This window comes from Syntrophomonas sp., from assembly GCF_028707975.1.
GTDB lineage: Bacteria > Bacillota > Syntrophomonadia > Syntrophomonadales > Syntrophomonadaceae > Syntrophomonas.
The window spans coordinates 10,971-23,339 of record NZ_JAQVZX010000027.1 but is presented as its reverse complement, the minus strand read 5'-3'; the positions used below and the strand labels follow the sequence as shown (position 1 = coordinate 23,339).

Here is a 12,369-nt window from a genome sequence, read left to right as displayed (position 1 = left end):
TCCATTCCAGGATGGTTTTTTCCTGCACTTTGCGCTCAATCTTGCTGCGCTGGGCTTTTAGCAATTCTTTTATTATGTTTTCCGTATCCAGTCCGCTGGCTATGCCGCCAATGCGTAAAGATGACATACTTTTTGCCTCCCTTCGGCGGAATTATAAGAATTTTTTCATTTCTTCCAGTAGTGCGGGTAAGCCTTCCGGTTTTTCCGCCGCTTTTATATTCTCCTCCCGGATTTGCTCCTTAATTTCCTTGCGGACTATGCTTACCTCGCGGGGGGCTTGAATCCCCATACGAATGTAATCGCCCTGGATATCCACAATAATTATCTCTATATCATCACCGATTAATATGCTTTCACCCTTCCTCCGTCCCAGTATCAGCATAGTCTAGCCCTCCTCGGCGGCAGCTATGCCGATTCGTTCCTCAGCCTGGGTCGGCTGGAAAATAGGGTGTCTGGTAGTATAATCGCTATTTGTGGCAATAAACTGAAGCCCTTTTTTGCTTTTCTGGTTGATAATCAACGGAGCCACCAGGTTGGCGGTACTCTCCCGGAAGTCCTGCGGAACAGTCAATATTACATAAAGCAGCAGTTCTTCCCGCTGGCTGCAGTCCAAGCGCTGCAATTCCTCCTGGCCTATTTCAACACTGTAACGGGGGAAAAAGGCAAAAGGATTGGCTACTACCAGGCAGAGCTCGGGGTTAAGGGCCGACTGCAAATAATAAAAAGGAACTCCTTCACCCATGGCTATCAGCAGGAAGCTTTTTTCCTGCTCAAAAGCCGGAATACCAGCCGGAAACATAATTATATCTTCTTCCTCAAATTCCAGCTCACCCAGCAAGGTGCTGACTATCTTCATGAACCTCTTCCTTTCTCCCAGGCATGACACAAGGGGACAGTCCCCTTGTGTCCTCTATATTACCCCATCAAAATAGCTGCCTACCCATTTAACCTCAATAGCGGGCTTTTGCTGCAGGTAGACGCCCACTTTGGCCCAGGGGGTGTGGTTTTCCACCCGGCCCGGCTGCAGGCTGGTACTTACTCCACCTTCACTAGCCTCCGCTTCCATTTCGCCTGCTTTGACCGTAACCTGCGGGGGATGCTCGGGTATAAAGGCAATGGTATACGGGCACTCGGCTTCAGCCTTAAACCTTGATGCAATTACATTTATTACGCTGCCGCCTTTTTCGATAGCGGCCTGGCTGTCTCCCTCCGCCACCCTCCGGGCTATGCCTTCCAGTCCTTGCTGGTGGGCCTGGGAAGCGCATTCCTTCCCGTAATCAGCCGGTTTGCGCGCCCCCAGGTCGGCCCAAGACTGGCTCTGGTCAATTTCCAGTTCCGCCCGGGGGGAGTGGATATTCATCTCGCTCGCCTGGGCATTTACACTAAGCCGGGGGGGACTGATGCTCAAGCGCACCCCTGGTTTATCTATATTCAGGCCAATGAGACCTGCTTGCTGGCTTATCCTGAGATCCATAGCTTACCCTTCCTGAGTTTCCCCTTCCATAGCCGGTAAACTTGTGCATATCGCGGGGAGGATCTTTGAGGACACAAGGGGACTGTCCCCTTGTGTCCTAGCGCAAGAAATCTAGGAGGCTGGGCTGAATAATCCTGGCTCCCGCCGCCAGGGAAGCCCGGTAAACATTCTCCTGCAGCTGCAGTTGCATTATCACTTCAGCCATGTTGGCATCCTCGGTCTTGGACAAGAGGCTGGTAAAGGTCTCCTGTATGGACTCCAGGCGGCTCTGCTGCAGTTCCAGGCGGTTGACTCTGGCTCCGACCGTGGAGCGGTAGAGGAGCAATTCCTCCATCCGGCTGTCATCGCCGCCGATCTGCAAACTGGTTTCACTAACCTTGCCCGCCTCAATCTTCCGAGCCAGGTCCTCCATATAGCCAAAAAGCCCATCGCGCCAGGAAAAGGAAACGGCCGGATCACTAGCACCAAAAACCCCGGTTTCCAGGGCTATTTCTCCACTGTAAGCCAGACCGGTTTCTTCATTAAGGGTAAAAAACTGCAATTCCGTAGTTTCATAATCAAAGGTTTCAATATCAAATCTAAAACTACTGCTGCCATTAACCTTTTCGCCCTTGGCTGAGGTATAAGAGAAATCTATATCGGCATTCTGCGCATCAGCCCTTCCTTGAGCAGAGAAAGAGATGACGGTTTTATCCCCAGCTTTAAGCTGAGGGGTATCCGGGTCAATTCCCCCCAGTGAATTGTTGCCGTTATTCCAAATCACCAAATCCTCAGTGAAACTAAGATCATTTATTTCTGAGGCGGGAATTTTAAATATCTCCTGGCCGCGAGCAATTTCAGGATCAATAACTACATTATTCAATTCCACATATTTATAATGAAGCTTGCCGTCACTTCCATTGGTATAAAGATGGGCTTTTATGTTTACGCTTAATTCCTGCGGTAAATAATTATCATTGTACTTCCAGGAACCAAAACTATTGTCAAATTTCATTTCCAGAGGCGCCGTGGCATGACCGCTTTCATCCATCCGTTTAAATTCTTTATATTCTATATTGCCCCCGTTGACCTGCTGGTAGTACATTTTGCTCCGTCCGGAACCAGACACGGTAGTCCCGGCTACCGGATCCCAATCGTTGTTCCATTTTATGATATCTCCGCCCTTAACATCTTCTATATTAAACTTAAAATCAATTTCCCCCGTACTTGCATTATAAATAGCACTGCTGATTGCCCCGGGAATAGCCGCGCCAACTTCCGGCTGATAAGTAAAATAATCCCTGAGTTCAGTACCATCGGCAATGGCAGTATAAGTTCCTCCTGATTGCAGATACAAGGGCTTATCGAGGACTAAAGTAGCGCCTCCCTTGACACTGCCTCCTTTTAATGTTACCGCTACCTGTTCGCTATCCGGGGCGATTTTAGCAGCTTCAACCAGTATGGAACCGCTGTAGGGGCTGTTGTTAGCCATAGTCAGGCCGTTGTCCACACCTACCCCCAGTGTTGCCGCAGTTCCCATATCTTCGTAGAAAAAGGATCCGGCATTGGGTACCGCAGAAAGATAGCTCTGACTTTCTTGTATACTAGACGATTCCAAAGACAGGGAAATTTGCGCCTTATCTCCCACTGCAAACTCCGAGTTCGGGGGAGCGGTTATACCAGCCAGAGCCGAGCCGCTGTTGTTCCATAGAACCAGATCCTGAGTCGCTCCGCTTAAACCACCGATGGTTTCCAGGTCATCCTTGCTGATTTTTAGGATTTCCCCATCGTTGGCCGCCGCTGCCATCTTCAGGTCTACGCCTGCAATGTTGATATCCTGGTATCCCGTTTTCCCTTCTATTGCTATCCGGCCGCTGATGTTAACGGTTAGGGTATCCGCCGCTTCATCAACCGCTGTTACTTCAATATTAAGGAAGCCACTATAGACCGAATCCGCTGAACCGGCAGAGGTTCCTATCGCTATACTGGCATTTGCCGGAGTACCGGCATTATCGTAAAAGAAAAACATTCCGGTATTGTTATCTGCAGTCAGCATATTGCCGCTTTCTCTGGCGGTTCCCTTGGTAGTGCTAACCAGGCTGTAATCCACCTCATAATCACCTTCCTGCAGGTTTTTCCCCACTACCTTCTCCGCATTTATTCCCGAGGCCGGATCGACCTGAAGCTCATCTAAGCGGCCGGTAAAGAATTCGCGGGCATCGATATTATAAGGAATTTTCACTCCTACGCCGATCTCTGTTTCCAGGGCTTCGCTGTTGCCGCGCCACTTTGCGTTTTCATAGGGAGTTTCCGTAACATTGCTGCCGGCAAAAATGTATTTACTGCCATAGGTGGAATTGGCAATCATTTTCAACTGCTCGTTCATCTCCCGGATCTTCTTGGCAATAGCCGCAAAGTCGGGCTTAACATTGCTGTCGGTGGAGGCCTTTACTGCCATCTCCCGGGCATCATGCAGGATTTCGTTTATATTGCCAAAAGCAGCATCAGTGGTATCGAGAAAACCCAAGGACTCATTTATATTGGCCAAATATTGCTCCCCTTCAGTAAGGTTGGTGCGCAAGCGCAGGGATTTGACCAGCCCGGCCGGGTCGTCAGAGGGGGTGTTGATCCTCCTGGTAGTGGAAAGCTGGCGCTGGTATTTATCCATGCGCAACAGATTATTGGCCAGGCTGCGGTTAAGCTCATTAACCAGCATCTTATTGGTAACTCGCATCATAGCTTATCACTCCTCCATCCAGCAACTGCGCCTAGCGTCCCACCAGGCCCATGCGGTTGATAATCACATCCAAACCTTCGTCAATGCCGGTAATAAAACGGGAAACTGCATTGAAAGCGTGCTGGAACTTAATCATATTGGTCAATTCCTCATCCAGGGAAACCCCGGATATGGACTCCCACTTGTTTTGCAATTCACCCAGGAGTATCTCTTGATTTTTCACCATGCGCTGGGCTTCCTGGCTTACTACACCGGTATTGGCGGTTATCGAGCGCCAGAAATCATCGGTAGTGGCATCTTCCACCATGCCGCTGTTGCCCAAATCACCCTCGTAGTAAGATAAATAGGCCGCCGGTTCCGCCGTAGCCAGAATCCCGTTCGTTATTTCAATATATCCATCATAGGATCGGCCGAAAAGATTGCTCTTCCTATTATCATTCAAAGTAAAAAAATGCAACTCATTGGTTTTTAATGTATCCGGAGCAGGCGGATCCAGAACTCCATCGTTAAAAACAAAGCTCTGCCGCACTTCGCGAGGGGAATTAAAATTGAAATTAATATCTACCTGCTGGTAGGTGCTAGCCGGGGTTTTTATTTCCCTGGCCGCCGTCAAACCCAAAATTCCCTTATCCCCCACCTTTAATTTGGCTGCTTCTTTGCTGCTTAGAGCTTCCAGGCCCGTTATGGTCGTTGTCAGAGAGCCGATAGTTATCTTCTGTTCGGCGGCTCCTCCATAGTTGAGGGTAAATCCTCCGGTTTTTTTGTAGTGGTTTCCATCGCGGTCATATTCGTGAGAAATATAAGAATAACTGACCTGCCCGCTATAGCTGTCAACATCACTTACCGTTATTTCAATGGAAGCGTTAATGGCCAGGTTTGAATTACTGAGCTTCTGTAGCTGACCATCGCCGAAAATGCTGCTGGCACTCTTTTGGTTGTAACTCTGCAGCAGCCTTAGTTCTGCGTCCGCTTCGCTGGTATCGACTCGGGTTTGTATCTGGTACTCACCGTTTTGCAGCTCAGCAGCTCCCAGGTCGCTGATTACCGAACCCGGATAGATTATTTCCAGGGTTTTGCTGCTGGTAGAATAGAATACTATCTCCCCGCCCTCACACCTCACACTGGCGGAGATGTCATTTTCATCCAGTTCCTTCTGCAGAGCTTCTGCCAGCCTCTGCATATCAGGAAAGCTGTAGGGCGGTGATATCTCAATCTTTTTTATCCCCGCTCCCCCGTCTACTAAAAAGCTCAAGGGGTCATGTGAAGAAAAGTCAACATTTAAACCTTCCGTCTTGACTTTGAACTGGGGACTATTCAGGTTGTGCTTCAACTGGGCAATCTTCAGGGCATTGCTGCCATCGCCAAAATTCTCCTTATTGCCCTCTGTATCCCAGGTACGGCGGTTGGCAGCGGCGATGTTTTTCACGTCATCCTGTATCTTCCGGGTCACTGCCATAAACTTGGCCCAATTCTCATAAGTATCCGCATCATCTGGCAGCTTGAAGAAATTGCTTCCATCCGGTACCTGGCTTTTATTGGCCAGGCTGTAGCCTCCCCGGTGCAGTTCATTGGTTTTCACCATTATGGTTTTGGCCAGCATGTTGAGCTCTTCAATCATATTGGGGATGATTTCCTTATATTCAGAAGGCTGGTTTTCGGCAGGCAGATTGGTCTGCCCCCGGGCATCGAGCAGAGCCCCCAGCTGGCCTCCGCTTATCCTGGCCTTGGTTCGGCTGTCGGCCCAAACCAGCAAATACATGCCCTGATTGTCCTTCTCTTCCGCCAATTCTATATGATCCACACCCTGCACCAACATCCTGTCGGCCAGTTGCACCGCAATCATATCACTCTTATCATTGTAAACCCTGACCTCTGTAATCTCGCTCAACTGCTCCACAAGCAGGTCGCGCTTGTCTTTTAAATCGTTGGGCTGCTTGCCGGCATTGGTAACCGCCGCAATCTGCTGGTTTAAATCCGCGACCTGTTTCCCCAGCGAGTTTACCTCTCGGGCCTTGATTTTAATCTGGTCATTTATATCCACTCGCAGATACTGCAGTTGACTGTAGGTATGGTTAAAGACCTCAGCCAGGGCCATTCCCCGCTGAACAACCACCGAACGTACTGACTCGCTTTCCGGGTTGAGGGAGAGGTCCTGCCAGGACTCCCAGAACATATCCATTACCCCCCTCAGACCATCCTTCGAGGGCTCGTTCAATATGGCTTCTACCCGGTCCAGGCTCTGCTGCATTGATTGCCAGTAACCCGACACCTGGGTCTCATTTCTAATCTGCGTATCCAGGAATTCATCCCGGATTCTTTTTACCTGGGCTATATCCACCCCTGTACCCAGTTGCCCCAGGCGGTAGGAATTGCTCAACATGGGAGCATGGAAAGGACTGGTCGTCACTATGCTGGGTGCCTGCCGAGAAAACCCGGGCGTATTGGCATTGGCAATATTGTGCCCGGTAATATTAAGCGCTGTCTGATGCATAAGAACCGAACGCTTACCAATTTCCAAACCAAAAAAATGACTCATTTACAACCTCCAACTGGTGCCAGGCACCTTCCTAAATTTTCTTGTCCAGCAGGTTTAGCCGGGGACGGAAATCCGATTCATCGGACTGCAAACCTTTATCGGAATATATTCCGGCTACATCCCCATTGAACAAGGACCGTATCTCTCCTATAAATACCAGGGACTGGTCTATTAACTCATTGTTATGGGAATTTATGGCTTTAAGGCGTATCAAGCCGTAATCCAGTTGATTAACTACTTCTTCCAGAGCAGGATAAATCTCCGGGCGTGCTTCCCGCACCCAGGTCAAAAGCTTCCTGGCACTGAATTCCTCCAGCTTAATACCCAATTGCCGGGTCAATTCTTCCTGTAACTTAAAACGGGCACCTTCCATTTTATCCAAATTGGATACCGTGATGCCCTCTTTTTGAATCAAACTATCCAGTTCTCTGACCTTCCCTGCTATAATCAGCTCTTGCTTCTGCTGTCCCAGCTCAGCCATGTGCTCGAGAACCTTATTTTGATTAGCGATGGTCTCGATAAAATCTTGCAGCAGCTTCTCCACCTGTATTCACCGCTTTCTATATTAATCCCCATCTACCAACCTTAGTGGTGACCCGGCAATCAGACTAAATAAATCCTGGTTTATGCAAACATAAATAATGCTAAGTACCGGGAACACTAGGCGTACCCGCAGGGTGAAGGACACAAGCAACGGTAAAAAGTGAATCCAATTGTGCCTGAAGGTGAGATGCACCTGGGATATTAACCCCTCACACCTTACCCTTCAAGCCTCACTTTTCTACTTCTCTATATTAACCTGTCCACCAAAACCCTTTCTATCATCTTCTCCGCTACCTCATCATCAGATAGAGTATAGGATCCTGCAGATATCTGTTCCTGCAATTCAGTCACTTTGTCCAGACGAATATCCTCCGCCTGCCGCGCAGCCTGCATGGCCTTCTGCTTAACCTTGCTCTCCCGGGAAATAGCCAGCTCATCCGCCCGCACAGCCGCCTTCGCCGCCTGAGCCTTTTCCACCTTGCTATCGCCTTTGTTGTAAACCTTTAAAACATTTAACAACTGGGCTTTGGAAATAATCATAAATGTCACCTCAGAGCTCTTTTTTAATCTATTGGCCTATTTCTATTTTCGCAAAAAGAAAGCAGAGGCTTAATATCCTCTACACGCGTTTTTAAAGCATTTTCTTTATTTTTTATTAATTATCTTAATCAGGCTACGTTTTTAATTAACCCCGGATTTTGCCGGGTGCCAGGCAGCTCCTATTACTAGAAAAATCCTTTATCCTTGATATGCATCTTCTCTTTAACCCTGCCACGGGGTGGCCTTTTCGGCTCTTCACTCTTGGTCTTGCTGGGAAGCTGCCCTTGGATCTCCGCATTAACTTCACTAATACAGCTTTCACAAAAGCGGCCGGTATTTATGAAATTCCCGCATCTTTCACAACGTAGACTGGCTGCAAGTCCCTTGGCCTGTAGTCTTCCATCCCTTAAAAATTGTAGAATCTTGTCTTCTTCCACTCCCGTTTCTTCAACTACCTCAATTACCCCAGCGCCGGGATGGTCGCGAACATATCTTCGCACCACCTGATACTCATCTTCCTCTTTTTCCAAACACTTGGGACATATGTTCCGGCCCATATAGGGAAAAACTCTCCCGCACTTGGAGCAATTTCGCAGATTGGACATCCAAATACCTCCCTATGTATGGTTTTAATGGCACAATTTAGCAATTTATTTTTCTACAGAGCTGCAAATAGTTCTATATTAGTATTATCGATATTTTTATTATAACATTGATACTATTGTGAAAAACCCTCTTTGTAACATAAGGATTGTACTAATATAACTACAGCGTTGGTAAGCTGCCACAAAACTCGAATAGAACAATTCCTTTTAGCCCGTCCCCGCTAAAACCCTTTCCCAATAGCCCAGGTTATAACCGATACCCGCTCTGCCCCCGCTTCCACCAAAACCCGGGTGCATTCCCGGATAGTGGAGCCGGTAGTATAGACATCGTCAACCAACAGAATGTTCTTGCCCACCACCTTTGGTGGCTGCTTCACTTTAAAAGCATAGAGCAGGTTTTTCTCCCTCTCTTCCCGGGTCAGCTCCCGTTGCGAAGGAGTCTCCTTTATTCGGATAAGAATATCCGAATCCACAGTTATTTTGAGCTTCTTAGCAATTTGTCGGGCTAAAAGCTCCGTCTGGTTAAATCCCCTCTGTCTCAAGTTGCCCTGGGAAATCGGCACCGGCACAATAATATCCAGTGGCCAGAAACGCGACTCTCCCTCCACCACTTCCGCCATCATCTCCCCCATTTTCTTGGCCAGTTGCTTCCTGCCCAGGAATTTGAAAACCTTAACTGCGATACGAAAAGGTTCCTCATAGGGTCCAACGGCACGGGCAATATTGAAGCTTGGAGGGTTCTGGCGGCATTCCAGACAAAGCTTTTCCCCCTCCCCCAAATATTTCCCACAATGATCACACAGCGGCAGGCAATTCTTAATCCTCTCCATTTCATCCTCACAGCTATCACACCAGGGATGCCTGCAACTATATCTACCTGGTTCCCGACAAATGTGGCACGCAGTTTGAGGAAATATAATATCCATAATCAGATCAATCATGCCCTACACCTCGATACTTATCTGCTCGTCCTAGAAAATTAAATTCGAAACACCCATCACATCTATTATAATCTTGAGGTCACTGCAAAAAGTTATTAATATGCATTTGTTTGCCTAAAATATACCGCTCCAGCGTCCTTAACAGCGACCGAAAGGTATGTAGGGAACGACCCCCGTGTCGTTCCGAATCAGGCGCAACAACCTTAATAGTGACTGCAAGGATTGTAAGGGCGGTCTTCGACCGCCCGCTTTCACCTTCGCCAACGCTCGTTTTGTATATTCATGCAACCCTTATGCAACAAAAAGGTTTATTGCCGGGGAATCATAATTAGTTATTATAACATAAAATATGACATATATCTGCAAAGGGCTGACCTTAAATTCTCCTTCGCCATAGAAGCAACAGATCACCCCCAGCCTGCCAAATCTAAAGCGCAACTTGTCCTTCCTTTATGGCCAGGCAGAAGTAACGGTCTCTTCTCATCCTATAGTGATCCTCATCCAGTTTCACTTTGACCCGTTTTACCTTCTTGGGATTATTTCCCCGATAAGCAGCAATAACCGCCAACATTATAAATAACCAGAGGGCCAGGCTCAGGCCTTTTAACAAAACCAGCACAAAACAACCCCCTTCCAACATATTTGTACATAATATGCAAGAATAGGGGCTATTGAGTACTGAAATATATTTCGCCATTGCCATGAACCCGTGATAATTTAGTGTTTCCGGATGCGAAAAAACCGTTAACTTCGTGTCAGAGCTTATTCCTCACTTACAATGCGATTCTTCAAGGCAAAGATAGCCGCATGGGTTCGGTCTTTTACCCCTAGTTTACGAAAAATACTGGTCAGATGATTTTTTACCGTCTTTTCACTAATGAACATGACATCCGCCATTTCTTTATTGGTATTTCCTTTCACCAGCAAAGAAAGAACATCCTTTTCCCTCTTGGTCAAACGGACTTCGCTTTTTCGGTTCTCATTCTGTCGCAACTCCCGAACCAGGCGGTTGGCTACCCGGGGATAGATTACTACCTCTCCGTTCATCACCCGGTGAATGGTATCCACCAGCTCGCTACCGGCCACATCCTTAAGAATATATGCCGAAGCTCCGGCTTTCACCATGTCAACGACTTCCTCCCCCTCGTACACGGTAAGAGCAATAATCCGGACTGACGGCAACTCCCTCTTTATTACCCGGGTGGCCATGATACCGTCAGTTCCCGGCATATTTACATCCATAATAATAATATCCGGTTTTTCCTTACGAGCTATGTTGATAGCGCCTTGCCCATCCCCTACCTCATCAATAACTTTAATATTGCTGTCCAGTTCCAGTAATTTTCTTAGGCCCTCCCGGACCAAAACATGGTCATCCGCTATCACTACCCTCGCCTTATCCATTATTTTCCTCCTCTTCCCATGGTATCTTAACTATTACCTGGGTTCCCGAACCTGGTGAAGAAATAATATCTATTTCCCCCCCAAATATCTCCACCCTCTCTTTCATACCTATAATACCGTAACTTTCCTTATTTGCCCTTACCCCTTCAACACTGAAGCCCCGGCCTTCATCTTTTATGACCAGCCTCAGGAATTTATCCATATTCTCTATTTTTACCATAGCATGGTTGACCCCGGCATGTTTCTTTACATTAGTGATAGCCTCTTGAATTAAACGAAACAAGGCGGTTTCCATAGAAAAATCATAGTTCCGGTCTTCACCCATAATTACCAAATCAGTGGTAAAGTTATAGCGCGCTTCATATTCGCTAAAAAACTCTCTGAGGGTCTGGCAGAAACTATCTCCATGAACCAGCAGCGGTTTGAGGTCAAACATTATGCTCCTCACATCAGCCAGACTTTCCCGGGCCATATCCTTAATACTGCTTACCTCATCACTAATTTTTTCCTTCTCCTCATAGCCCAGGCGCGCAATTAAATCCAGCCGAATCAATATGCTAACCAGGTTTTGCGCCGGGCCATCATGTAGTTCGCGGGCGATTTTTCTTCTTTCCGCTTCCTGGGACTCGATAATCCACATCCCTATCTGCTGCTGGCGCTGAAATTCCTCAATACTCTCACCTATTCTTTCGACATTTCCCTGCAAAATCTTTAATGCTACACCGGTACTGCCAAGAAAGCCATCGGCCTTAAGCGCAATAGCTTTAAACTGCTTTATATCGAGGTCTAACTGATCCCGGCGCCGCCGCAGGTACATCTCCTTCTGGCGTAAATCCAGCAAGGTAAGCTGCAATACCCGGGCTTTATCATATGCATCTTTGATGTCACTCTCAGAAAAGGACAAAAAATTACGGCTGACCTCAGCCAACCTTAAGCGAGCATACCTTTCCAATTTTTCATACTTTTCCACTTCGGCAATGGTCCGGGAGGTCTCGATATTTACTTCCTCTCTTTCGATCTCCAAGCGGTTACACTCTCGGTAACATTTTTCCGCGATATCAAAAATATCATTGCGGCCTTTCTCCAGGGTTCCAACCAATTGCCCCAGAATATCCTCCAGTTGTTCCATCTGAAAGAGCTGTTTTTCCTCGCTCTTCGCCTTCTCCCCATTACCGGCCATTTTCACTCCCCCAAACTTCACCACTGAACCTGCCAAAGGGACGGTTCTTCTGGCAGGTGGTTCTCCTGACACGGTTTTCCGCTATTTTTCCGTTTTAACCCTGGACGCTTAAGCGTGGACACGGGGACGGGGTTGTTGACAACTTCATCTTCAACGTCAAAAAACTATTTTCTTACTAACCCCCCATGGCCGGGGGCCACAACCACCGATGAAAAGTGATTTAGTAGGGGCTTGAATGGTAAGATGTAGCAGGAAATAAACTAAACCCCTCACACCTTACCCCTCACTCCTCACTTTTTTTACTAACCCTGGGCACCTATACGCACATAGAGGAAATCCTTGATCACATCTACGATTCGTACGGCCGCCTGCCCATCCCCATACGGGTTGATGGCTCGGGCCATTTTCTCATACTCTTCCCTACTGGTAA

The 12,369-nt window shown here is 47.6% G+C and carries 12 protein-coding genes; all 12 read right to left on the bottom strand.

Annotation, left to right across the window (positions count from 1 at the left end; genetic code table 11):
* Positions 1-151 precede the first annotated feature (151 nt).
* Positions 152-382 carry a carbon storage regulator CsrA gene (gene csrA, locus PHP87_RS05635; RefSeq protein ID WP_299919413.1) on the bottom strand — a complete coding sequence of 77 codons (231 nt, stop codon included), beginning with the start codon at positions 380-382 and terminating at the stop codon, positions 152-154.
* A 3-nt stretch (positions 383-385) separates the two neighbouring features.
* On the bottom strand, positions 386-856 hold the full coding sequence (gene fliW, locus PHP87_RS05630; protein WP_299919408.1) for a flagellar assembly protein FliW: 471 nt from the start codon (positions 854-856) through the stop codon (positions 386-388).
* Between the two features lie 54 nt (positions 857-910).
* Entirely contained in the window at positions 911-1,474 is a 564-nt protein-coding gene (locus PHP87_RS05625) for a DUF6470 family protein (RefSeq protein ID WP_299919405.1), read from the bottom strand.
* Positions 1,475-1,571: 97 nt separating this feature from the next.
* Complete coding sequence (gene flgL, locus PHP87_RS05620) at positions 1,572-4,190, bottom strand: flagellar hook-associated protein FlgL (protein ID WP_299919402.1); 2,619 nt, start codon at positions 4,188-4,190, stop codon at positions 1,572-1,574.
* A 31-nt stretch (positions 4,191-4,221) separates the two neighbouring features.
* Entirely contained in the window at positions 4,222-6,726 is a 2,505-nt protein-coding gene (gene flgK / locus PHP87_RS05615; RefSeq protein WP_299919400.1) for a flagellar hook-associated protein FlgK, read from the bottom strand.
* A 31-nt stretch (positions 6,727-6,757) separates the two neighbouring features.
* A complete protein-coding gene (locus PHP87_RS05610) occupies positions 6,758-7,270 on the bottom strand; it encodes a flagellar protein FlgN (RefSeq protein WP_299919399.1) in 513 nt (170 codons plus the stop codon).
* Positions 7,271-7,515: 245 nt separating this feature from the next.
* A complete protein-coding gene (gene flgM / locus PHP87_RS05605) occupies positions 7,516-7,809 on the bottom strand; it encodes a flagellar biosynthesis anti-sigma factor FlgM (RefSeq protein WP_299919397.1) in 294 nt (97 codons plus the stop codon).
* A gap of 185 nt (positions 7,810-7,994) precedes the next feature.
* Positions 7,995-8,414 (bottom strand): TIGR03826 family flagellar region protein, encoded by a 420-nt coding sequence (locus PHP87_RS05600; protein WP_299919395.1) that lies wholly within the window; start codon positions 8,412-8,414, stop codon positions 7,995-7,997.
* A gap of 221 nt (positions 8,415-8,635) precedes the next feature.
* Entirely contained in the window at positions 8,636-9,355 is a 720-nt protein-coding gene (locus PHP87_RS05595; RefSeq protein WP_299919394.1) for a ComF family protein, read from the bottom strand.
* A gap of 427 nt (positions 9,356-9,782) precedes the next feature.
* Positions 9,783-9,974: a hypothetical protein gene (locus tag PHP87_RS05590; RefSeq protein WP_299919393.1), complete on the bottom strand. Its 192-nt coding sequence runs from the start codon at positions 9,972-9,974 to the stop codon at positions 9,783-9,785.
* A gap of 143 nt (positions 9,975-10,117) precedes the next feature.
* Positions 10,118-10,759, bottom strand: a complete 642-nt coding sequence (locus tag PHP87_RS05585; RefSeq protein ID WP_299919391.1) for a response regulator transcription factor — start codon at positions 10,757-10,759, stop codon at positions 10,118-10,120.
* A complete protein-coding gene (locus PHP87_RS05580; RefSeq protein WP_299919389.1) occupies positions 10,752-11,960 on the bottom strand; it encodes a sensor histidine kinase in 1,209 nt (402 codons plus the stop codon). Before PHP87_RS05580 ends, PHP87_RS05585 begins: the two co-directional genes overlap by 8 nt.
* Between the last annotated feature and the right edge of the window lie 409 nt (positions 11,961-12,369).